The organism is Streptomyces sp. NBC_01689, from assembly GCF_036250675.1.
Taxonomy (GTDB): domain Bacteria; phylum Actinomycetota; class Actinomycetes; order Streptomycetales; family Streptomycetaceae; genus Streptomyces.
The window spans coordinates 3,719,204-3,740,692 of the sequence record NZ_CP109592.1 but is presented as its reverse complement, the minus strand read 5'-3'; the positions used below and the strand labels follow the sequence as shown (position 1 = coordinate 3,740,692).

Sequence of the window (21,489 nt, the reverse complement as noted above, 5' to 3'; positions counted from 1 at the left end):
GCAGGTGGGGGGCGCGCCGCGCTGTGCAACCCTTTCCCGAGTTTCCCCGTCTGACGGTAGGGAGTGACCATGGAGAAGTACGTGTCACGACCGCGGACGGGCCTGGCCCTGACAGACAGGGGTAAGCGACAGCACGAGGACTGAGGGAGCACATGCCTGCCGAGAGCACGCCGGGACCCGGGACACCGGACGAGTCCGGCACGAGCCGCCGACGCCACCGCGCGAAGGGCACGCGTCGCAAGGCCCGGGGCACGCGTCGCAAGGCCCTGCTCATCACGGCGTGGACCGCCGCGGGCATCGTCGTGCTGGGGGGCACCGGCGTCGGGATCCTGTACTTCAAGCTCAACGACAACCTCAAGACCGTCGACATCAACCAGGCCCTCGGTTCGGACCGGCCCATGAAGACCGACAACGGTTCCGAGAACATCCTGGTACTGGGGTCCGACACGCGGTCCGGCGGCAACAAGAAGCTAGGTGGGGGCGTCGACGACGGCAGCGCCCGCTCGGACACGGCGATGGTCGTGCACGTGTACAAGGGCCACAAGAAGGCCAGCGTGGTCTCCATACCCCGCGACACCCTCGTCCGGCGCCCCTCCTGCACCGACGACAAGGGTGTCACCCACGACGCCGCGACCGGCGTGATGTTCAACTCCGCGTACTCCACCGGCGGCGCCACCTGCGCCGTGAAGACCGTCGAGTCCCTGTCCGGCATCCGCATGGACCACTACGTCGAGGTCGACTTCAGCGGCTTCCAGAAGCTCATCGACGATCTGGGCGGCGTCTCGGTCACCACGACCAAGGACATCAAGGACCCCGACAGCCATCTGGACCTCACGGCCGGCCCGCACAAGCTCGACGGACGGCAGGCGCTCGGCCTGGTCCGTACCCGGCACGGCGTCGGCGACGGCTCCGACCTCGGCCGCATCCAGCTCCAGCAGGCGTTCATCAAGGCCCTGGTCGACCAGGTCAAGCACCTCGGCGTGCTGACCAGCCCCGCGAAGCTCTACCGGCTCGCCGACACCGCCACCAAGACCGTGACCACCGACTCCGACATCGGATCGGTCAAGGACCTCGCGTCCTTCGCGAGCGGCCTCAAGGGTATCGGCTCGTCGCACATGAACATGGTGACGATGCCGGTCCAGTACGACACCGCGGACGCCAACCGCGTGCTGGTCGACGAGGCCAGGTCCGCACAGGTCTGGAACGCCCTCAAGGCCGACCGGGCGATCCCGCGGGCGGCCACCCAGGGCACCGCCACGGGCACCGCGAAAGGCGTCGTGAACGGCTCCTGAGCCCCGTACGCGGCCCCCGCGGCCGGCGTCGCAGCTCCCCTGCGCGAGCCCGAGCGCAACCCTGCACGAGGGCACCGGGCGGCCCGTACACACGCCCGGGAATAGACAGCCCGTCCCCCCGGTTTTGGGGGATGCGCCCAGTCCTGGCAGACTGGTACGTCGGCTCCGGTTCACGCTCCCGCATCCCGCGGCGGCGACCCGGCGCCCTCCCGAAACTAGGAGACACCTTGAAGCGCGAGATCCACCCCGAGTACGTCGAGACGCAGGTCAGCTGCACCTGTGGCGCGTCGTTCACCACCCGCAGCACGATCGAGTCCGGCACCATCCGGGCCGAGGTCTGCTCCGAGTGCCACCCGTTCTACACGGGCAAGCAGAAGATCCTCGACACCGGTGGCCGCGTGGCCCGCTTCGAGGCCCGCTTCGGCAAGGCCGCCGCTGCCAAGAAGTAGCGAGCCCACAGCGCCGGTCTCCGGCGTCCCCGGCACGGGGGCGCCGGGACCGGCGCTTTGCGGTGCAGCCCCTTCCCCCGGTCTCCCGGCCCCGTCCGGACCCGGGAGACCCCCACGCCGTACCTACGTCCCCGAGCCCGTCACGGAGCGGGGGACAGCCCATTGGAGCCGGAGATGTTCGAGGCGGTCGAGGAACTCATCGGTGAGCACGCCGATCTGGAGAAGAAGCTCGCTGACCCGTCGGTCCACGCCGACCAGGCCAACGCGCGCAAGCTGAACAAGCGCTACGCCGAGCTGACCCCGATCGTCGCGACGTACCGCTCCTGGAAGCAGACCGGGGACGACATCGGGACCGCGAAGGAGTTCGCGGCCGACGACCCCGACTTCGCCGCCGAGGTCAAGGAGCTGGAGAAGCAGCGCGAGGAGCTCACCGAGAAGCTCCGGCTGCTGCTGGTCCCGCGCGACCCCAGCGACGACAAGGACGTCATCCTGGAGATCAAGGCGGGCGCCGGCGGCGACGAGTCCGCCCTCTTCGCCGGCGACCTGCTGCGCATGTACCTGCGCTACGCGGAGCGCGTCGGCTGGAAGACCGAGATCATCGACTCCACCGAGTCCGAGCTCGGCGGCTACAAGGACGTCCAGGTCGCGGTGAAGACCAAGGGCGGCCAGGGTGCCACCGAGCCCGGGCAGGGCGTCTGGGCGCGCCTGAAGTACGAGGGAGGCGTGCACCGCGTGCAGCGCGTGCCGTCCACCGAGTCGCAGGGCCGCATCCACACCTCCGCGGCCGGCGTGCTGGTCACCCCGGAGGCCGAGGAGGTCGACGTCGAGATCCACGCGAACGACCTGCGCATCGACGTCTACCGCTCCTCGGGACCCGGCGGCCAGTCCGTGAACACGACCGACTCCGCGGTGCGCATCACGCACATTCCCACCGGAGTCGTCGCCTCCTGCCAGAACGAGAAGAGCCAGCTGCAGAACAAGGAGCAGGCGATGCGTATCCTGCGCTCCAGGCTCCTCGCGGCGGCGCAGGAGGAAGCGGAACGGGAGGCCGCGGACGCCCGCCGCAGCCAGGTCCGCACCGTCGACCGCTCCGAGAAGATCCGTACGTACAACTTCCCGGAGAACCGCATCTCGGACCACCGCGTCGGATTCAAGGCGTACAACTTGGACCAGGTCCTCGACGGCGACCTCGACGCGATGATCCAGGCCTGCGTCGACGCGGACTCGGCGGCCAAACTCGCCGCCGCGTAAGAAGCTCACGACACCAGCTCAGCCCCGGAGGACCAGCGTGCAGCAACATCTTGGGGGGCGACCCCCAAACCCCCGCGGCGTGCTGCTCGCGGAAGTGGCCCAGGCCACCCAGCGGCTGGCCGACGCCGGCGTGCCCTCACCGCGCAACGACGCGGAGGAGCTCGCCGCCTTCGTGCACGGCGTGAAGCGGGGCGAGCTGCACACCGTCAAGGACGCGGACTTCGACGCCCGCTACTGGGAGGTGATCGCGCGCCGGGAGGCCCGCGAGCCGCTCCAGCACATCACCGGGCACGCCTACTTCCGCTACCTGGAGCTCCAGGTCGGCCCCGGCGTCTTCGTGCCCCGCCCGGAGACCGAGTCCGTGGTCGGCTGGGCCATAGACGCCGTACGCGCCATGGATGTCGTCGAACCGCTGATCGTCGACCTCTGCACCGGCTCGGGCGCGATCGCGCTGGCCCTCGCGCAGGAGGTGCCGCGCTCCCGCGTGCACGCCGTGGAGCTGTCCGAGGACGCCCTGCGGTGGACGCGCAAGAACGTCGAGGGGTCCAGGGTCGACCTGCGCCAGGGAGACGCCCTGGAGGCCTTCCGCGACCTCGACGGACAGGTCGACCTGGTGATCTCCAACCCGCCGTACATCCCCCTCACCGAGTGGGAGTACGTGGCACCGGAGGCCCGGGACCACGATCCCGAACTCGCCCTGTTCTCCGGCGAGGACGGACTCGACCTCATCCGCGGCATCGAGCGCACCGCGCACCGGCTGCTGCGTCCCGGCGGCGTCGTCGTCGTCGAGCACGCGGACACCCAGGGCGGACAGGTGCCGTGGATCTTCACCGAGGAGCGGGGCTGGGCCGACGCGGCCGACCACCCGGACCTCAACAACCGGCCGCGGTTCGCGACCGCCCGCAAGGCGATGCCGTGATGACGCGCATCCCGTCCCCCAGCCAGCAGTACGTGTACGAGGAGGCCCGCTAAATGGCACGGCGATACGACACCAACGACGCGACCGACCGCACGACCGGTCTGCGTGAGGCCGCGTCCGCCGTCCGCCGTGGCGAGCTGGTGGTCCTCCCGACGGACACGGTCTACGGGATCGGTGCCGACGCGTTCACCTCGGAGGCCGTCGCCGATCTGCTCGACGCCAAGGGCCGCGGCCGCAACATGCCCACCCCTGTCCTCATCGGCTCCCCGAACACCCTGCACGGGCTCGTCACGGACTTCTCCGAGATGGCCTGGGAGCTCGTCGACGCGTTCTGGCCCGGCGCCCTGACGCTGGTCGCCCGTCACCAGCCGTCCCTCCAGTGGGACCTGGGGGACACCCGGGGCACGGTGGCCGTCCGCATGCCGCTGCACCCGGTCGCCATCGAACTGCTCACCGAGGTCGGCCCGATGGCCGTGTCCTCCGCGAACCTCACCGGCCACCCGGCGCCGGAGACGTGCGACGCCGCGCAGGACATGCTCGGCGACTCCGTCTCCGTCTACCTGGACGGCGGCCCGACCCCCGGCAACGTGCCCTCCTCGATCGTGGACGTGACCGGCAAGGTGCCCCTGCTGCTGCGCGCCGGGGCGCTGTCGGCCGAGGAGTTGCGGAAGGTCGTACCCGACCTCGAGGTGGCGAATTGACCGCCCCCGCCTCCTCCCGGCCCCCGGCCCCCCTCGACCAGGGGGCACCCCCATGCGTGGCATAGGCATGGGGAGCGCGGGGTCCAACGGTGTGCCCGGGGGGTCCTTCCGCATCCTCCACGTCAGCACCGGCAACGTGTGCCGCTCGCCGATCACCGAGCGGCTGACCCGCCATGCCCTCGCGCACCGCCTCGGCGACCCCCTGTGGGGCGGCCTGATCGTGGAGAGCGCGGGCACCTGGGGGCACGAGGGCGCGCCCATGGAGGCCAACGCCGAGACGGTCCTCGCGGACTTCGGCGCGGACGCCACCGGCTTCGTCGGCCGCGAGCTCCTCGACGACCACGTCATCAGGGCCGACCTGGTCCTGACGGCCACCCGCGACCACCGCGCCCAGGTCATCTCGATGGGCCACTCGGCCGGACTGCGCACCTTCACGCTGAAGGAGTTCACCCGGCTCGTGCGGGCCATAGACCCCGCGACGCTGCCCCCGCTGGAGGACGGCGTGGTCGAACGCGCCCGCGCCCTGGTGCGGGCCGCCGCGGCCCTGCGCGGCTGGCTGCTGGCCCCCACGGCGGAGGCGGACGAGGTGTACGACCCCTACGGCGCGCCGCTGCCGTTCTTCCGGTCCATCGGGGACGAGATCAACGAGGCGCTCGACCCGGTCGTGACGGCGCTGACGGGCGTACGGGCGAGCGCCTGACGACGGGTGCGGGACACGGGCCCGGCACACGGCCGGCCGCCCGGCCCGCGCGGGGGCCGCGGAGGCGGGGACGGGCCGAGACCGGGCGGTCCCCGGATCGCGGTTCTACATTGGACGTAGCGCATCTCGCCGCCCAGGACGTGGCGCACCCCTGCCGAGGTCCGGAGACCACCATGCCGGTCACACACACGCTGGAAGCGGATGTCCTGCGGCGCCAGGACCCGGAGCTCGCCGAGATCCTGCACGGGGAGCTGGTGCGGCAGTCGACGTCGCTGCAGCTGATCGCGGCCGAGAACTTCACCTCGCCGGCCGTGCTGGCCGCCCTCGGGTCGCCGCTCGCCAACAAGTACGCCGAGGGGTATCCCGGCGCCCGGCACCACGGCGGGTGCGAGATCGTGGACGTCGCCGAACGGGTGGCCGTAGAGCGTGCCAGGGCGCTTTTCGGCGCCGATCACGCGAACGTGCAGTCCCACTCCGGATCGTCCGCGGTGCTGGCCGCGTACGCCGCCCTGCTGCGCCCCGGGGACACCGTGCTCGCCATGGGGCTGCCCTTCGGCGGCCATCTCACGCACGGGTCGCCCGCGAACTTCTCCGGCCGCTGGTTCGACTTCGTCGGCTACGGAGTGGAGCCGGAGTCCGGGCGGATCGACTACGCGCAGGTGCGGGCGCTGGCGCGGGCGCACCGGCCCAAGGCCGTCGTCTGCGGCTCCATCTCGTATCCGCGGCACATCGACTACGCGCTCTTCCGGGAGATCGCCGACGAGGTGGGCGCCTATCTCATCGCCGACGCGGCCCATCCCATCGGGCTGGTCGCCGGGGGAGCGGCGCCGAGCCCCGTGCCGTACGCCGACGTGGTCTGCGCGACGACGCACAAGGTGCTGCGGGGGCCGCGCGGCGGCATGATCCTGTGCGGCGCGGAACTGGCCGAGCGCGTCGACCGTGCCGTGTTCCCGTTCACCCAGGGCGGCGCGCAGATGCACACGATCGCGGCCAAGGCCGTCGCGTTCGGCGAGGCCGGGACGCCCGCGTTCACGGCCTACGCCCATCAGGTGGTCGCCAACGCGCGGGCCCTGGCCGGGCGGCTGGCCGCGGAGGGTCTCGCCCTGACCACGGGCGGCACCGACACGCACATGCTGACCGCCGACCCTGCGCCGTTCGGCCTCGACGGACGCACCGCGCGCGGCAGGCTCGCCGCCGCCGGAATGGTCCTCGACACCTGCGCGCTGCCCTACGGGGAGACGCGCGGTCTGCGGCTCGGCACCGCGGCGATGACCACGCAGGGCATGGGCGAGGTGGAGATGGCGCAGGTCGCGGCGGTGCTCGCGGCGGTGCTGAGGGGTGGGAAGGACAGCAGGACCGCACGTGAAGAAGTACGGGAGCTCGCCGGAAGATTTCCGCCCTATCCGGACCTCTGAGGGGTACACGCACTCGTGTGCACAGCCGTTCGTGCAACCATCGTCGCTACCCGGAAGTCCCCAACCGTATGCGCGCATCGCTAGGGTGTGGGGCTGAGATGGCCTGCGAGACCTGTGGGGAAGCCCGTGCGTGAATATCTGCTGACGCTCTGTGTCACGGCCGCGGTGACGTATCTGCTGACCGGGCCGGTACGGAAGTTCGCGATCGTGGCCGGAGCCATGCCGCAGATCCGGGCGCGGGACGTGCACCGGGAACCCACGCCGCGGCTCGGCGGCATCGCGATGTTCTTCGGTCTGTGCGCCGGTCTGCTGGTCGCCGACCATCTGACGAACCTCAACGCGGTCTTCTCGAACTCCAACGAACCGCGGGCGCTGCTCTCCGGAGCGGCGCTGATCTGGCTGATCGGCGTACTGGACGACAAGTTCGAGATCGACGCCCTGATCAAGCTGGGCGGTCAGATGATCGCCGCGGGCGTGATGGTCATGCAGGGTCTGACGATCCTGTGGCTGCCGATCCCGGGTGTCGGCCTGGTGGCGCTCACCCAGTGGCAGGGCACCCTGCTGACGGTGGCGCTGGTGGTCATCACGATCAACGCCGTGAACTTCGTCGACGGCCTCGACGGTCTCGCCGCCGGCATGGTCTGCATCGCCTCCGCCGCGTTCTTCCTGTACGCCTACCGGATCTGGTACAGCTACGGCATCGAGGCCGCGGCCCCGGCCACGCTGTTCGCGGCGATCCTGATGGGCATGTGCCTGGGCTTCCTGCCGCACAACATGCACCCGGCGCGGATCTTCATGGGGGACTCCGGCTCGATGCTGATCGGCCTGGTGCTGGCGGCCGGCGCGATCTCCATCACCGGGCAGATCGACCCCGACGTGATGAACCTCTTCACCGGCTCACCGCGCAACACCGTGCACCAGACGGTGCCCGTCTTCATCCCGCTGCTGCTGCCGCTGACGATCATCGCCATCCCGGCCGCGGACCTCGTGCTCGCCATCGTGCGGCGCACCTGGCGCGGACAGTCGCCGTTCGCCGCCGACCGGGGGCACCTGCACCACCGTCTGCTGGAGGTCGGCCACTCGCACAGCAGGGCCGTGCTGATCATGTACTTCTGGTCGGCCCTCATCGCCTTCGGCGCCCTCGCCTACTCGGTGAACTCGGGAGCCATGTGGAGCGTGCTGGGGATCGCCGCGCTCAGCGCGGTCGGGCTGGTGCTGCTCCTGCTGCCGCGCTTCACCCCGCGCGCGCCGCGCTGGGCCGAGCACCTCGTGCCGCCGCGCTACCGGCGTCGTCGCGCCGCCGCCTCGGCACTCGCGGCCGAGGGGGCGGACGGGGTCGGCGAGCCCGCGGCGCCCGGCACCGAGGCCGCGCGGGAGGACATCGACCGGACGCAGCGCGCCCCGGTCGTCGTCGGAGTCTCAGGAGTCAACGGGGCGACCGCAATTGGCACCCGCGCGCGGGTCCTGGACCGGCCCGGAGCCGAAAGTTCACGCTGACGCAAAGTAAGAATTCGGCAAGAGCCGCCAATGGCAAACCGCGGCAATACCAGACAAGTTGCCCTTGTTTTTGCACAGACGCGCAGTTTCACTCTCATGTGTGACAGCGAGCACACCATCTAGGTAAAGACCGCATCAAATAGTTTGTGATACGGTTCACGAGAACCCGGGCTGGAGCTGAAGGGCCGCATTGAGACGGCCCCTTGGCGTGAGGATCTCTCTCGACCCGGGACTACGCTCGTCCATGACGACACCCTGCCCCCTGAGCCAGCGGAGCTGCCGCCATGCCGTCCAATGACGCCCGGATCCTCCTTCAGGCCGCCGTGCCCACCGTTGCCGTCGGCGCGATCGCCGCCGTGGTCAGCGGCGTGGTCGCGGGTGGCAAGGGAGCGCTCGGGGCGGTCGTCGCGACGCTGGTCGTGATCCTGTTCATGGGGATCGGGCTCTACGTTCTGCAGCGCACCGCGAAATCGCTTCCGCACCTGTTCCAGGCGATGGGCCTGCTGCTCTACACGGCACAGATTCTTCTGCTGTTCATCTTCGTCGCCGCGTTCAAGAACACGACGCTGTTCAACCCCAAGGCCTTCGCGATCACCCTGGTCGCCGCCACGCTCGCGTGGATCGGCGCACAGGCCCGTGCCCAGATGAAGGCCAGGATCCTCTACGTCGAACCCGACTCCGCGAAGGGCGACAAGCCCGAAAAAACGGGGCACTCGTCGTGAGGGGTAGGGCCGGGAAAAGTGCCTGTAGGAGATCCTGCTATCGTCCGGTGCCAACTGCGGCATCGCGGGCGCGGGCATCTGAGCTGACGCCTGCTCAATCGCGAGGCTTGATGCCCCACAGCCGCCCCCCCATCCGTAACACCAGTCCAGTGCCGAACCGCGGCTGTGCGCCGCGCCGACACAACGAGGTTGCCGTACCTATGCGCCACGCTGAAGGAGCCCGCGGTGAGTGCTGACCCGACGCAGGTGCTCGCCTTCGAGACCGACTGCCACATCTTCGACGGCTGTGGCTTCCCGGCTCCCGGCCTGCACTCGTTCCTGTTCAAGCCCCTCTTGGGCGACGGGGACAGCAACTTGTACTTCAACAAGACGATGCTGCTGGCGCTGCTCGGCTCGATCATCATCGTCGGCTTCTTCTGGGCGGCCTTCCGCAAGCCGAAGGTCGTCCCGGGCAAGCTCCAGATGGTCGCCGAGACGGGGTACGACTTCGTCCGGCGCGGCATCGTCTACGAGACCCTCGGCAAGAAGGAAGGCGAGAAGTACGTACCGCTCGTCGTCTCGCTCTTCTTCTTCGTCTGGATGATGAACCTCTGGTCGATCGTGCCGATCGCCCAGTTCCCGGTCACGTCGATCATCTCGTACCCCTTGGTACTCGCCCTGATCGTCTACGTCCTGTGGGTCTCGCTGACCTTCAAGCGGCACGGCTTCGTCGGCGCCTTCAAGAACTTCACGGGATACGACAAGTCGCTCGGCCCCGTGCTGCCGCTGGCCATGCTCATCGAGTTCTTCTCGAACCTGATCGTCAGGCCCTTCACGCACGCGGTGCGACTCTTCGCGAACATGTTCGCCGGCCACACGCTGCTGCTGCTGTTCACGATCGCGAGCTGGTACCTGCTCAACGGCATCGGGATCGCCTACGCGGGCGTCTCGTTCATCATGGTCCTCGTCATGACGGCCTTCGAGCTGTTCATCCAGGCCCTGCAGGCGTACGTGTTCGTGCTGCTGACCTGCTCCTTCATCCAGGGCGCGCTGGCCGAGCACCACTGAGCGCCTCCCCTCTCGACCCCGCAGTCGTCCGGTGGCCAACCCCCACCGGTCCGTAAAGAAAAGGAAGAACTGGCATGTCCCAGACCCTTGCCGCTGTCTCCGGCTCGCTCGGCTCGATCGGTTACGGCCTCGCGGCCATCGGCCCCGGCGTCGGCGTCGGCATCATCTTCGGTAACGGCACCCAGGCGCTCGCCCGTCAGCCTGAGGCCGCCGGTCTGATCCGCGCCAACCAGATCCTCGGCTTCGCCTTCTGTGAGGCGCTCGCCCTCATCGGTCTGGTCATGCCGTTCGTCTACGGCGTGTGACGTCGGATTCACGTCAGCCCACTAGACGAAAGGCACTGATATGAGCCAGCTGCTCATTCTGGCGGCCGAGCAGGAGAACCCGCTCATCCCGCCGATCCCTGAGCTTGTCATCGGCCTGATCGCCTTCGTCATCGTCTTCGGCTTCCTCGCCAAGAAGCTCCTTCCGAACATCAACAAGGTTCTGGACGAGCGCCGCGAGGCCATCGAGGGCGGTATCGAGAAGGCCGAGGCCGCTCAGACCGAGGCCCAGAGCGTGCTGGAGCAGTACAAGGCCCAGCTCGCCGAAGCCCGGCACGAGGCCGCGCGGCTGCGCCAGGAGGCGCAGGAGCAGGGCGCCACGCTCATCGCCGAGATGCGTGCGGAAGGCCAGCGGCAGCGTGAGGAGATCATCGCCGCCGGTCACTCGCAGATCGAGGCGGACCGCAAGGCCGCGTCGCAGGCGCTGCGTCAGGACGTGGGCAAGCTCGCCACCGACCTGGCCGGCAAGCTCGTCGGCGAGTCCCTCGAGGACCACGCCCGGCAGAGCCGCGTCATCGACCGCTTCCTCGACGGCCTCGACGAGGCCGCTGCGAAGGCCGAGGCGACTCGATGACAGCGCACGGAGCGAGCCGCGAGGCATTCGCTGCAGCCCGTGAGCGTCTCGACGCGCTGACGGACTCGACGTCCGTGGACGCGGCCCGGCTCGGCGACGAGCTGGCCGGTGTCACCGCACTGCTCGACCGCGAGGTGTCGCTGCGTCGGGTCCTGACCGACCCGGCGCAGCCCGGTGAGGCCAAGGCCGAGCTGGCCCAGCGCCTGCTGGGCGGGCAGGTCGGCGGCCCCGCCGCGGACCTGGTGGCCGGCCTGGTGCGCTCGCGCTGGTCGCAGTCGCGCAACCTGGTGGACACGCTGGAGGAGCTGGCGAACATCGCCGACCTCACGGCTGCCCAGCGGGCGAACAGGCTCGACGACGTCGAGGACGAGCTGTTCCGGTTCGGCCGGATCGTCTCCTCCAACACCGGGCTTCGTGCCGCGCTGACCGACCGCGCCGCGTCGAAGGCGGCCAAGAGCGAGCTGCTGCGCAGCCTGCTCGGCGGCCGTGCGGACGCGACCACCGAGCGTCTGGTGACGCGCCTTGTGACCGCGCCGCGTGGACGTAGCCTGGAGGCGGGACTCGAGTCCCTGTCCAAGCTCGCCGCCGAGCGCCGGGACCGCATGGTCGCCGTCGTCACCTCGGCGGTCCCGCTGAGCGACGGCCAGAAGCAGCGCCTCGGCGCCGCGCTGGCGAGGCTCTACGGGCACTCGATGCACCTCAACCTCGACGTGGACCCCGAGGTCCTCGGCGGGATCCGGGTGCAGGTCGGTGACGAGATCATCAACGGCGCGATCGCGGACCGGCTCGACGACGCCGGCCGCCGCATGGCCGGCTAGCAGCAACTCCATATACGCAACACGTTGTACTTACGGCCCTGGTTGGGCCGTGCAGAGGATTCCTGGGGGCTGACCCCAGACCCCCAAGAACACTTCGGGCCCAACAAGGAGAGCAGGGAACCCAGATGGCGGAGCTCACGATCCGGCCGGAGGAGATCCGGGACGCGCTGGAGAACTTTGTCCAGTCGTACCAGCCGGACGCGGCCTCGCGCGAGGAGGTCGGTACGGTCACCGTCGCCGGCGACGGTATCGCCAAGATCGAGGGTCTTCCCTCGGCCATGGCGAACGAGCTGCTGAAGTTCGAGGACGGGACCCTCGGTCTCGCGCTGAACCTGGAAGAGCGCGAGATCGGTGCGGTCGTCCTCGGCGAGTTCAGCGGCATCGAAGAGGGCCAGCCGGTGCACCGCACCGGTGAGGTGCTGTCCGTCGCCGTGGGCGAGGGCTACCTCGGCCGCGTCGTCGACCCGCTCGGCAACCCGATCGACGGCCTCGGCGAGATCGAGACCGTCGGCCGCCGCGCCCTCGAGCTGCAGGCCCCCACGGTCATGGACCGCAAGTCGGTCCACGAGCCGATGGAGACCGGCTACAAGGCCGTCGACGCGATGACCCCGGTCGGCCGCGGCCAGCGTCAGCTGATCATCGGCGACCGCCAGACCGGCAAGACCGCCCTGGCCGTCGACACGATCATCAACCAGCGCGACAACTGGCGCTCGGGCGACCCGAAGAAGCAGGTCCGCTGCATCTACGTCGCCATCGGTCAGAAGGGCTCCACCATCGCCTCCGTGCGAGGTGCCCTGGAAGAGGCCGGCGCGCTCGAGTACACGACCATCGTCGCCGCCCCGGCGTCCGACCCGGCCGGCTTCAAGTACCTGGCGCCGTACACCGGTTCGGCCATCGGCCAGCACTGGATGTACGACGGCAAGCACGTCCTCATCATCTTCGACGACCTCTCGAAGCAGGCCGACGCCTACCGCGCCGTGTCCCTGCTGCTGCGCCGCCCGCCGGGGCGCGAGGCCTACCCCGGCGACGTCTTCTACCTGCACTCCCGTCTCCTGGAGCGCTGCGCGAAGCTCTCCGACGAGATGGGCGCCGGTTCGATGACGGGCCTGCCGATCGTCGAGACCAAGGCGAACGACGTGTCGGCGTTCATCCCGACCAACGTCATCTCCATCACCGACGGCCAGTGCTTCCTGGAGTCCGACCTGTTCAACGCCGGTCAGCGTCCGGCCCTGAACGTCGGTATCTCGGTCTCCCGCGTCGGTGGCTCCGCCCAGCACAAGGCGATGAAGCAGGTCTCAGGCCGGCTCCGTCTCGACCTCGCCCAGTACCGCGAGCTGGAGGCGTTCGCCGCCTTCGGTTCCGACCTGGACGCCGCGTCGAAGTCGCAGCTGGAGCGCGGTCAGCGTCTGGTCGAGCTGCTCAAGCAGCCGCAGTACCAGCCGATGCCGACCGAGGACCAGGTCGTCTCCGTGTGGGCCGGTACCACCGGCAAGATGGACGACGTGCCGGTCACCGACGTCCGCCGCTTCGAGAAGGAGCTCCTGGAGTTCCTGCACCGCAAGGAGCAGGGCCTCATGACCTCCATCAAGGAGGGCGGCAAGATGTCGGACGACACGCTCACCGCCGTCGCCGACGCCATCGCGGACTTCAAGAAGCAGTTCGAGACCTCGGACGGGAAGCTTCTCGGCGAGGACGCTCCGGCCGCCGCCAAGTGACGTAAGGAAGGGACCTGACTCATGGGAGCCCAGCTCCGGGTCTACAAGCGTCGCATCCGATCCGTCACCGCGACCAAGAAGATCACCAAGGCGATGGAGATGATCGCCGCCTCGCGCGTCGTCAAGGCGCAGCGCAAGGTGGCGGCCTCCGCGCCGTACGCGACCGAGCTCACCCGCGCGGTCACGGCGGTCGGTACCGGGTCGAACACCAAACACCCGCTGACCACGGAGGCGGAGACGGCGACCCGTTCCGCGGTGCTGCTCCTCACGAGCGACCGCGGACTGGCCGGCGCCTTCAACTCCAACGCCATCAAGGCGGCGGAGCTGCTGACCGCCCGTCTCGAGGCCGAGGGCAAGCAGGTCGACACGTACATCGTCGGCCGCCGCGGTCTCGCCCACTACAACTTCCGCGAGCGCAAGGTCGCGGAGTCGTGGTCGGGATTCACCGACGAGCCCACCTACGCGGACGCGAAGAAGGTCGCGGGTCCGCTCATCGAGGCCATCGAGAAGGAGACGGCGGACGGCGGCGTGGACGAACTCCACATCGTCTACACCGAGTTCGTCTCGATGATGACGCAGACGGCGATCGACAGCCGGCTGCTTCCGCTGCGCCTCGAAGAGGTGGCGGAGGAGTCGTCCAGCACGGGCGAGATCCTTCCGCTGTACGAGTTCGAGCCATCGGCGGAGGACGTCCTCGACGCCCTGCTGCCGCGCTACGTCGAGAGCCGTATCTACAACGCGCTGCTCCAGTCGGCTGCCTCCAAGCACGCCGCCACGCGCCGCGCGATGAAGTCGGCGACCGACAACGCGGGAGACCTGATCACCACGCTCTCCCGCCTTGCCAATGCGGCCCGCCAGGCCGAAATCACCCAGGAAATCAGCGAGATCGTCGGCGGCTCCGCAGCCCTTGCCGACGCGACCGCGGGGAGTGACAAGTAATGACGACGACTTCTGAGACGGCCGTTGCCACGGGCCGCGTCGCCCGGGTCATCGGCCCGGTCGTCGACGTGGAGTTCCCCGTCGACGCGATGCCGGACATCTACAACGCCCTTCACGTCGAGGTGGCCGACCCGGCCAACGCCGGCGAGAAGAAGACGCTGACCCTCGAGGTCGCCCAGCACCTGGGCGACGGTCTGGTCCGCACGATCTCGATGCAGCCCACCGACGGTCTGGTCCGCCAGGCCCCGGTCACCGACAGCGGTACCGGCATCACGGTCCCGGTCGGCGACTTCACCAAGGGCAAGGTGTTCAACACCCTCGGTGAGGTGCTGAACGTCGACGAGAAGTACTCGGGCGAGCGCTGGTCCATCCACCGCAAGGCCCCGCGCTTCGACGAGCTCGAGTCGAAGACCGAGATGTTCGAGACCGGCGTCAAGGTCATCGACCTTCTCACCCCGTACGTCAAGGGTGGAAAGATCGGTCTGTTCGGTGGTGCCGGTGTCGGCAAGACGGTGCTCATCCAGGAGATGATCTACCGCGTCGCCAACAACCACGACGGTGTCTCCGTGTTCGCCGGTGTCGGCGAGCGCACCCGTGAGGGCAACGACCTCATCGAGGAGATGTCGGACTCGGGCGTCATCGACAAGACCGCCCTTGTCTTCGGCCAGATGGACGAGCCCCCGGGCACCCGTCTGCGCGTGGCCCTCGCGGGTCTGACCATGGCGGAGTACTTCCGCGATGTGCAGAAGCAGGACGTGCTGTTCTTCATCGACAACATCTTCCGCTTCACGCAGGCCGGTTCCGAGGTCTCGACCCTGCTCGGCCGCATGCCCTCCGCGGTGGGCTACCAGCCGAACCTGGCCGACGAGATGGGTCTCCTCCAGGAGCGCATCACCTCGACCCGCGGTCACTCGATCACCTCGATGCAGGCGATCTACGTCCCCGCGGACGACCTGACCGACCCGGCCCCGGCCACCACGTTCGCCCACCTCGACGCGACGACGGTTCTCTCCCGTCCGATCTCCGAGAAGGGCATCTACCCGGCCGTGGACCCGCTGGACTCCACGTCCCGCATCCTGGACCCGCGCTACATCGCGGCGGACCACTACGCCGCCGCCATGCGGGTGAAGTCGGTCCTCCAGAAGTACAAGGACCTCCAGGACATCATCGCGATCCTCGGTATCGACGAGCTGGGCGAGGAGGACAAGCTCACCGTCCACCGTGCCCGTCGCGTGGAGCGCTTCCTGTCCCAGAACACCCACGTCGCCAAGCAGTTCACCGGCGTCGACGGGTCGGACGTCCCGCTGGACGAGTCGATCGCGGCCTTCAACGCGATCATCGACGGTGAGTACGACCACTTCCCCGAGCAGGCGTTCTTCCTCTGCGGTGGTATCGAGGACCTGAAGGCCAACGCCAAGGAGCTCGGCGTCTCCTGAACCTCGTGTTCATGAGTGAGGGGGGCGGGGCCGCACCTCGCGGGGTGTGTCCCGTCCCCCTCCGTACGCCCATTAGACTTTGACCCAACACCCGGCGGCAACGGCCGGGTGGTGACCCGAGGAGCCCACCTTGGCTGCTGAGCTGCATGTCGAGCTCGTCGCCGCGGACCGCAGTGTCTGGTCCGGCGAGGCCACCCTGGTCGTCGCGCGTACCACGTCCGGCGACATCGGCGTCATGCCCGGTCACCAGCCGCTTCTCGGTGTGCTGGAGTCGGGCCCGGTGACCATCCGTACGAGTGAGGGTGGAACGGTCGTCGCCGCGGTGCACGGCGGTTTCATCTCGTTCGCGGACAACAAGCTGTCGCTGCTGGCCGAGATCGCCGAGCTGTCGGACGAGATCGACGTCCAGCGCGTGGAGCGGGAGCTCGAGCGCGCCAAGGCGGAGGGTGATGCCTCCGCCGAGCGTCGGGCGGATGTCCGACTCCGGGCGGTGTCGGCGCGCTGACCTGGCGGCACCTCCCGGGCCCTTAGGGTACTGGGGGAGTGTCGTGTGATGCTTTGCCTCAGCCGCGGCTGGGACCGGAATCTTCCGGCCCCGGCCGCGGCTGAGGCGAATGCGGAGGTTTTTTCTTTTCCGTTACCTAGGAGACGAGGAGGTCGGTGTCGATGGTCCTCGCTCTGACTGTGTGCGGATTGGTAGTGGCCCTCGTGGTGGTGGGGCTGTTCGTCTTCGGCCTCCGCCGCCGGCTCATCCAGCGTTCCGGCGGCACCTTCGACTGCAGCCTGCGCTGGGACGTGCCCGAGAAGAGCGACACCAGCGGCAAGGGCTGGGGCTACGGCGTCGCCCGCTACAACGGCGACCGCATCGAGTGGTACCGGGTCTTCTCGTACTCACCCCGCCCGCGCCGGACGCTGGAGCGTTCGGCGATCGAGGTGGCGGGCCGGCGCGCTCCGGACGGTGAGGAGGAGCTCGCGCTGCTCTCCGACGCGATCATCCTGGCCTGTGTGCACCGCGGCACCCGGCTGGAACTGGCGATGAGCGAGGACGCGCTGACCGGTTTCCTCGCGTGGCTGGAGGCAGCCCCGCCCGGTCAGCGCGTCAACGTCGCCTGAGTCCTTCGTAAGGGTTTACGACAGTCCGCCGCTGAGGGCGCTCACCAGCTCACCGTTGCTGGTGTCGCCGCTGAACTCCCAGAAGAACGCGCCGCCGAGGCCCTGGCCCTTGGCCCACGACATCTTCGAGCCGATGGTGGCCGGGGTGTCGTACGACCACCAGTTGTTGCCGCAGAAGGCGTACGCCGTGCCGGCGACGGTGCCGGTGGAGGGGCAGGACGTCTTGAGGACCTTGTAGTCCTCGATGCCCTGCTCATAGGTTCCCGCCGCGGGACCGGTCGCCGTGCCGCCCGGCGCGACCTGGGTGACACCCGTCCAGCCGCGGCCGTAGAAGCCGATACCGATGAGCAGCTTGCTCGCGGGCACGCCCTTCGCCTTGAACTTGGCGATCGCGTCGGCCGTGGTGAAGCCGGGCGTGGGAATGCCGCTGTACGAGGTGAGCGGGGAGTGCGGGGCGGTCGGCCCCTGGGCGTTGAACGCGCCGAAGAAGTCGTACGACATCACGTTGTACCAGTCGACGTACTGCGAGGCGCCCGCGTAGTCGGCGGCGTCGATCTTGCCGCCGGAGGTGCCGTCGGCGGTGGTGGCCGCGGTGACCAGGTTGCTCGTCCCGAACTTGGCGCGCAGGGCCTGCATCAGGTTCTTGTAGGCTGCGGCGCCGCTGGTGTCACAGGACAGACCGCAGGCGTTCGGGTACTCCCAGTCGATGTCGATGCCGTCGAAGACGTCGGCCCAGCGCGGGTCCTCGACCAGGTTGTAGCAGGAGTTCGCGAAGGCGGTCGGGTTGGCCGCCGCCTGGGCGAAGCCGCCGGACCAGGTCCAGCCGCCGAAGGACCACAGGATCTTGATGTTCGGGTACTTGGCCTTCAGCTCGCGCAGCTGGTTGAAGTTGCCGCGCAGCGGCTGGTCCCAGGTGTCGGCGACGCCGCTGACCGACTGGTCGGCGGTGAAGGCCTTGTCGTAGTCGGCGTAGGAGTCGCCGATCGCGCACTGCCCGTTGGTGACGTTGCCGAAGGCGTAGTTGATGTGTGTGATCTTGGCGGCCGAGCCGGACGTCACCAGGTTCTTGACGTTGTAGTTGCGGCCGTAGATGCCCCACTCGGTGAAGTAGCCGAGCTTGACGGCCTTGCCGGTGGGCGGCGGGGTGGTGGTGCCACCGGTGGTGTGCACCGAGACCGCGCCGCTGACCGGGCCGGTCTGGTCGGCGGTGTCACGGGCCTGGACGGTGTACGAGTAGTCGGTGCCGGCGGTCAGGCCGGTGTCCGTGTAGGTCGTACCGGTCACGGTGGCGACTTTGGCGCCGCCGCGCAGGACGTCGTAGTTCTTGACGCCGTTGTCGTCGGTGGCCGCGCTCCAGGACAGCTTCACCGAGGTGTCGGTGAGGGCGGAGGTGGTGGGGGTGCCGGGCGCCGAGGGCGGGTTGTCGCCGGGGACGGTGGTCCCTCCGTCACAACTGCCGCCGTTGAGGGTGCAGTTGGAGGGGGAGCCGGAGCCTGCACCGTTGAAGCCGAAGGTGACGGAGGCGCCCGCCGCGAGGGTGCCGTTGTACGACTTGTTCTTGGCGGTCCAGTGGGTGCCGGAGTTGGTGACGTCGGCGTCCCAGGCCGAGGTGACGGACGTGCCGGAGGGGAAGTCCCACTGGATCGTCCAGGAGCTCAGGGCCGTGGTGCCGGTGTTCTTGACGGTCCACTGGCCACCGAAGCCCGTACCCCAGTCCTGGGTCTTGGTGTAGGTGGCGGTGGCGGAGCCGGCCGCGGAGGCGGGGCTCGCGAGGCCGACGAGGGCGGCGAGGGGGAGGAGCAGGGTGGTGAGACCTGCCAGGGTTTTCTGTCGGGCTCTGTGCCGGAAGCGCATGATGCCTCTCCTCGGGGGTGTCGTGGGCATGACTGAGCGCAGTGCGGTGAGGATAGAAAGGTCTGGACCATAGGTCAATAGGTCTGGACCAGTGACCATGGTGTCGCGCCGGAGCCCAACTCCCGCCACGGAAAAGCGGCTTGGGCCCGGTGGTCAGCCACCGGGCCCAAGCCGCTTCGTCGGACCGGAGCGCGTCAGCGCTCCCCGCCGGGTACCCACAGGACGTCGCCGGTCGCCTTGTTGGCGGTCCGGGCCAGGATGAAGAGCAGGTCGGAGAGGCGGTTGAGGTAGGTGGCCGTCAGCGGGTTCATGAGGTCGCCGTGCACCTCCAGGGCGGCCCAGGTCGAGCGCTCGGCCCGCCGCACCACCGTGCACGCCTGGTGCAGCAGCGCCGCTCCGGGTGAGCCGCCGGGCAGGATGAAGGAGCGGAGCTTCTCCAGTTCGTCGTTGAAGCGGTCGCAGTCCGCCTCCAGCCGGTCGATGTAGAACTGCTCGACGCGCAGCGGCGGGTAGGCGGGGTTCTCGACGACGGGGGTCGACAGGTCGGCGCCGACGTCGAACAGGTCGTTCTGCACCCGGGTGAGGACGGTGACGACGTCCTCGCCGAGCCCGCCGAGCGCGATCGCCGTACCGAGCACCGCGTTCGCCTCGTTGGCGTCCGCGTACGCCGAGATCCGCAGATCCGTCTTGGGGACCCGGCTCATGTCCCCGAGGGCGGTGGTGCCCTGGTCGCCGGTCCTGGTGTAGATGCGCGTCAGATTGACCATGGGGTCAGCGTAGTTAGGCCCCGGCCCTGGGGAAGGCAGGTGTGCCCGTCGTCACGGAGGGCGCGGCGGGACCGTGCCGGCGAGGGGCGCGAGGCCACCGGGCGGCGCGGTGGGCCGAGGAGGCGCTCGCCGGACCCGCCGCCGGACCGTCCGGCGGGCGGTGGGCGGCGAGGTGAAGGCCGGCCGGAATGCGGACGAAGCGCTCCGCGGGACGGTCGTCCTTCCCCGCCGGAGCCGGGACCTGTTGGGCGGGAAGGCGCCCAACTGCGGGATGCGCGAGGCGGGGTGAGCCATCCGGTGTGATGTCCGTCAGATGAGACGTGACGCGCATTACTTACCGGTCACACGGGCCCTCACGGGCGCTAGGGTCCGCCCAGAGGCAGACATTTACAGCGCGTCAGGGGAGTCGCACAGTGGCACGTAAGCTCGCCGTCATCGGAGCCGGCCTGATGGGGTCCGGCATCGCCCAGGTGTCCGCGCAGGCGGGCTGGGACGTCGTTCTGCGCGACGTCACCGACGAGGCGCTGAAGCGTGGCACGGACGGTATCAAGGCCTCCTACGACAGGTTCGTGAGCAAGGGGAAGCTGGAGGCGCACGACGCCGACGCCGCGCTCGCCCGGATCACCCCGACGACCGACCTCGACGCCGCCGCCGACGCGGACGTCGTGGTCGAGGCGGTCTTCGAGAAGCTCGAGGTCAAGCACGAGATCTTCCGGACCCTGGACAAGATCGTCCGCCCGGACGCCGTCCTCGCCTCCAACACCTCCGCGATCCCGATCACCAAGATCGCGGCGGCCACCGAGCACCCGGAGCGGGTCGTCGGTGTCCACTTCTTCTCGCCGGTGCCGATGATGCAGCTGTGCGAACTGGTGCGCGGTTACAAGACGAGCGACGAGACCCTCGCCACCGCGAAGGAGTTCGCCAGAGTCCGTCGGCAAGACCTGCATCGTCGTCAACCGTGATGTGGCCGGCTTCGTGACGACCCGTCTGATCTCGGCTCTCGTGGTCGAGGCCACCAAGCTGTACGAGTCCGGCGTGGCGAGCGCCGAGGACATCGACCTCGCCTGCAAGCTGGGCTTCGGACACGCCATGGGTCCGCTCGCCACGGCCGATCTGACCGGCGTCGACATCCTGCTCCACGCCACCGGAAACATCTACACCGAGACCCAGGACGAGAAGTTCGCCCCGCCGGAGCTGATGCGCCGGATGGTTGACGCCGGTGACATCGGGCGCAAGAGCGGGCAGGGCTTCTACAAGCACTGAAACCGCGTGCGCCTCTGGAGCATCACCCCATGAGGTGAATTCGGTATCGGTTCGCTTACAGACGGCAACCTCTGAGCCCTCAGGGCAGTCAGACGGTGCACACGGAAGACGCAGGCTGACGCAGCGTACGAGACGCACTCCCGGGGAGCGCATATGTACATCAGGGGCGACCACGCCGAGGTGGTCGTCGGGGGCCGCCTCGACGTACGCAGCGCGGCGGACGCCCGTACGGTCCTGCACTCGGCCGTCGACGACGGAACCGGCGACCTGGTGCTGGACCTGTCCGGGCTGGACTCCTGGGACGCCACCGGACTCGGTGTCATCATGGGCGCCCACCGGCGGGCCGGGCGGTGCGGCCGCCGGCTCGTGCTGCGCGGCGTGCCACCGCAGATGCAGCGTCTGCTGGTGGCCACCCGGCTGCACCGGATCCTCGCGATCGAGGGCGGCATCGGGGTCGAGTCCCTGCCCCGGGTGTGACCGGCGGCGGTTCCCTCCGCGGCCCGGGCGCGCCCCGGCGTGCGGGCCCCCGCGCGCACGCCCCGGGCGACGTACCACCTGAGCGGCGTACGAAACGTACGACGCGCACAATCCTCATGAAGCTGTGACGTCTCGGGCCGCGCGGTACCCCGGCTGTTCCTGGATACTGTGCGAAGGTTTAGGGTTCGGCTGCCCGCCGCCCGAAACCCTGAGAGCG

Annotated in this window: 21 protein-coding genes and 1 pseudogene; 20 read left to right on the top strand and 2 right to left on the bottom strand. The window is 69.3% G+C overall.

What is annotated here, in order from left to right:
* The first annotated feature begins 152 nt into the window (after nucleotides 1-152).
* The 18 genes from OG776_RS15670 (at nucleotide 153) to OG776_RS15585 (ending at nucleotide 16,911) form a co-directional block, all read left to right on the top strand.
* Complete coding sequence (locus OG776_RS15670; protein ID WP_148010472.1) at nucleotides 153-1,292, top strand: LCP family protein; 1,140 nt, start codon at nucleotides 153-155, stop codon at nucleotides 1,290-1,292.
* A 227-nt stretch (nucleotides 1,293-1,519) separates the two neighbouring features.
* Entirely contained in the window at nucleotides 1,520-1,741 is a 222-nt protein-coding gene (gene rpmE / locus OG776_RS15665; protein ID WP_148010473.1) for a 50S ribosomal protein L31, read from the top strand.
* Between the two features lie 174 nt (nucleotides 1,742-1,915).
* The gene (prfA, locus tag OG776_RS15660; protein ID WP_054233261.1) at nucleotides 1,916-2,992 is read left to right on the top strand and encodes a peptide chain release factor 1; all 1,077 of its coding nucleotides are present in this window, start codon (nucleotides 1,916-1,918) and stop codon (nucleotides 2,990-2,992) included.
* A 79-nt stretch (nucleotides 2,993-3,071) separates the two neighbouring features.
* The gene (gene prmC, locus OG776_RS15655; protein ID WP_148010474.1) at nucleotides 3,072-3,911 is read left to right on the top strand and encodes a peptide chain release factor N(5)-glutamine methyltransferase; all 840 of its coding nucleotides are present in this window, start codon (nucleotides 3,072-3,074) and stop codon (nucleotides 3,909-3,911) included.
* 53 nt (nucleotides 3,912-3,964) lie between these two features.
* Nucleotides 3,965-4,612, top strand: coding sequence for an L-threonylcarbamoyladenylate synthase (locus OG776_RS15650; RefSeq protein ID WP_148010475.1), 648 nt, complete (start codon nucleotides 3,965-3,967; stop codon nucleotides 4,610-4,612).
* A gap of 52 nt (nucleotides 4,613-4,664) precedes the next feature.
* Complete coding sequence (locus tag OG776_RS15645; RefSeq protein ID WP_148010476.1) at nucleotides 4,665-5,312, top strand: arsenate reductase/protein-tyrosine-phosphatase family protein; 648 nt, start codon at nucleotides 4,665-4,667, stop codon at nucleotides 5,310-5,312.
* Nucleotides 5,313-5,485: 173 nt separating this feature from the next.
* A complete protein-coding gene (glyA, locus tag OG776_RS15640) occupies nucleotides 5,486-6,727 on the top strand; it encodes a serine hydroxymethyltransferase (RefSeq protein ID WP_148010477.1) in 1,242 nt (413 codons plus the stop codon).
* 126 nt (nucleotides 6,728-6,853) lie between these two features.
* Nucleotides 6,854-8,224, top strand: coding sequence for an MraY family glycosyltransferase (locus OG776_RS15635; protein WP_148010478.1), 1,371 nt, complete (start codon nucleotides 6,854-6,856; stop codon nucleotides 8,222-8,224).
* 284 nt (nucleotides 8,225-8,508) lie between these two features.
* The gene (locus OG776_RS15630) at nucleotides 8,509-8,946 is read left to right on the top strand and encodes a hypothetical protein (RefSeq protein WP_148010479.1); all 438 of its coding nucleotides are present in this window, start codon (nucleotides 8,509-8,511) and stop codon (nucleotides 8,944-8,946) included.
* Nucleotides 8,947-9,171: 225 nt separating this feature from the next.
* On the top strand, nucleotides 9,172-9,993 hold the full coding sequence (gene atpB / locus OG776_RS15625) for a F0F1 ATP synthase subunit A (RefSeq protein WP_148010480.1): 822 nt from the start codon (nucleotides 9,172-9,174) through the stop codon (nucleotides 9,991-9,993).
* A 74-nt stretch (nucleotides 9,994-10,067) separates the two neighbouring features.
* A complete protein-coding gene (gene atpE / locus OG776_RS15620; protein ID WP_031039373.1) occupies nucleotides 10,068-10,298 on the top strand; it encodes an ATP synthase F0 subunit C in 231 nt (76 codons plus the stop codon).
* A 40-nt stretch (nucleotides 10,299-10,338) separates the two neighbouring features.
* Nucleotides 10,339-10,890 (top strand): F0F1 ATP synthase subunit B, encoded by a 552-nt coding sequence (locus OG776_RS15615; RefSeq protein WP_148010481.1) that lies wholly within the window; start codon nucleotides 10,339-10,341, stop codon nucleotides 10,888-10,890.
* Nucleotides 10,887-11,708 (top strand): F0F1 ATP synthase subunit delta, encoded by an 822-nt coding sequence (locus OG776_RS15610; RefSeq protein WP_148010482.1) that lies wholly within the window; start codon nucleotides 10,887-10,889, stop codon nucleotides 11,706-11,708. The genes OG776_RS15615 and OG776_RS15610 overlap by 4 nt, the downstream gene beginning before the upstream one ends.
* A 125-nt stretch (nucleotides 11,709-11,833) precedes the next feature.
* Entirely contained in the window at nucleotides 11,834-13,423 is a 1,590-nt protein-coding gene (atpA, locus tag OG776_RS15605) for a F0F1 ATP synthase subunit alpha (protein WP_148010483.1), read from the top strand.
* A gap of 21 nt (nucleotides 13,424-13,444) precedes the next feature.
* Nucleotides 13,445-14,362, top strand: a complete 918-nt coding sequence (locus OG776_RS15600; protein ID WP_148010484.1) for a F0F1 ATP synthase subunit gamma — start codon at nucleotides 13,445-13,447, stop codon at nucleotides 14,360-14,362.
* Nucleotides 14,362-15,798, top strand: coding sequence for a F0F1 ATP synthase subunit beta (gene atpD / locus OG776_RS15595; protein ID WP_148010485.1), 1,437 nt, complete (start codon nucleotides 14,362-14,364; stop codon nucleotides 15,796-15,798). The genes OG776_RS15600 and atpD overlap by 1 nt, the downstream gene beginning before the upstream one ends.
* A gap of 130 nt (nucleotides 15,799-15,928) precedes the next feature.
* On the top strand, nucleotides 15,929-16,303 hold the full coding sequence (locus OG776_RS15590; RefSeq protein ID WP_148010486.1) for a F0F1 ATP synthase subunit epsilon: 375 nt from the start codon (nucleotides 15,929-15,931) through the stop codon (nucleotides 16,301-16,303).
* Nucleotides 16,304-16,464: 161 nt separating this feature from the next.
* Entirely contained in the window at nucleotides 16,465-16,911 is a 447-nt protein-coding gene (locus OG776_RS15585; RefSeq protein WP_148010487.1) for a DUF2550 domain-containing protein, read from the top strand.
* 15 nt (nucleotides 16,912-16,926) lie between these two features.
* Here OG776_RS15585 and OG776_RS15580 read toward each other — a convergent pair whose 3' ends face one another.
* Nucleotides 16,927-18,765, bottom strand: a complete 1,839-nt coding sequence (locus tag OG776_RS15580; RefSeq protein WP_148010488.1) for a glycoside hydrolase family 18 chitinase — start codon at nucleotides 18,763-18,765, stop codon at nucleotides 16,927-16,929.
* A 194-nt stretch (nucleotides 18,766-18,959) separates the two neighbouring features.
* A complete protein-coding gene (locus OG776_RS15575) occupies nucleotides 18,960-19,532 on the bottom strand; it encodes a cob(I)yrinic acid a,c-diamide adenosyltransferase (RefSeq protein WP_148010489.1) in 573 nt (190 codons plus the stop codon).
* 413 nt (nucleotides 19,533-19,945) lie between these two features.
* On the opposite strand from OG776_RS15575, the pseudogene OG776_RS15570 reads away from it, so the two are divergent.
* Nucleotides 19,946-20,795, top strand: a pseudogene (locus OG776_RS15570) (3-hydroxyacyl-CoA dehydrogenase family protein).
* A gap of 153 nt (nucleotides 20,796-20,948) precedes the next feature.
* Complete coding sequence (locus OG776_RS15565; protein ID WP_148010491.1) at nucleotides 20,949-21,272, top strand: STAS domain-containing protein; 324 nt, start codon at nucleotides 20,949-20,951, stop codon at nucleotides 21,270-21,272.
* The last annotated feature ends 217 nt before the right edge of the window (nucleotides 21,273-21,489 follow it).

Coding starts and splice junctions, on each gene's coding strand:
- atpD (WP_148010485.1), top strand. CDS start 14,362: ATGACGACGACTTCTGAGACGGCCGTTGCCACGGGCCGCGTCGCCCGG.
- atpA (WP_148010483.1), top strand. CDS start 11,834: ATGGCGGAGCTCACGATCCGGCCGGAGGAGATCCGGGACGCGCTGGAG.
- OG776_RS15585 (WP_148010487.1), top strand. CDS start 16,465: ATGGTCCTCGCTCTGACTGTGTGCGGATTGGTAGTGGCCCTCGTGGTG.
- OG776_RS15615 (WP_148010481.1), top strand. CDS start 10,339: ATGAGCCAGCTGCTCATTCTGGCGGCCGAGCAGGAGAACCCGCTCATC.
- OG776_RS15565 (WP_148010491.1), top strand. CDS start 20,949: ATGTACATCAGGGGCGACCACGCCGAGGTGGTCGTCGGGGGCCGCCTC.
- OG776_RS15630 (WP_148010479.1), top strand. CDS start 8,509: ATGCCGTCCAATGACGCCCGGATCCTCCTTCAGGCCGCCGTGCCCACC.
- OG776_RS15575 (WP_148010489.1), bottom strand. CDS start 19,532: ATGGTCAATCTGACGCGCATCTACACCAGGACCGGCGACCAGGGCACC.
- OG776_RS15610 (WP_148010482.1), top strand. CDS start 10,887: ATGACAGCGCACGGAGCGAGCCGCGAGGCATTCGCTGCAGCCCGTGAG.
- OG776_RS15645 (WP_148010476.1), top strand. CDS start 4,665: ATGCGTGGCATAGGCATGGGGAGCGCGGGGTCCAACGGTGTGCCCGGG.
- glyA (WP_148010477.1), top strand. CDS start 5,486: ATGCCGGTCACACACACGCTGGAAGCGGATGTCCTGCGGCGCCAGGAC.
- OG776_RS15650 (WP_148010475.1), top strand. CDS start 3,965: ATGGCACGGCGATACGACACCAACGACGCGACCGACCGCACGACCGGT.
- atpE (WP_031039373.1), top strand. CDS start 10,068: ATGTCCCAGACCCTTGCCGCTGTCTCCGGCTCGCTCGGCTCGATCGGT.
- prfA (WP_054233261.1), top strand. CDS start 1,916: ATGTTCGAGGCGGTCGAGGAACTCATCGGTGAGCACGCCGATCTGGAG.
- OG776_RS15600 (WP_148010484.1), top strand. CDS start 13,445: ATGGGAGCCCAGCTCCGGGTCTACAAGCGTCGCATCCGATCCGTCACC.
- OG776_RS15580 (WP_148010488.1), bottom strand. CDS start 18,765: ATGCGCTTCCGGCACAGAGCCCGACAGAAAACCCTGGCAGGTCTCACC.
- OG776_RS15670 (WP_148010472.1), top strand. CDS start 153: ATGCCTGCCGAGAGCACGCCGGGACCCGGGACACCGGACGAGTCCGGC.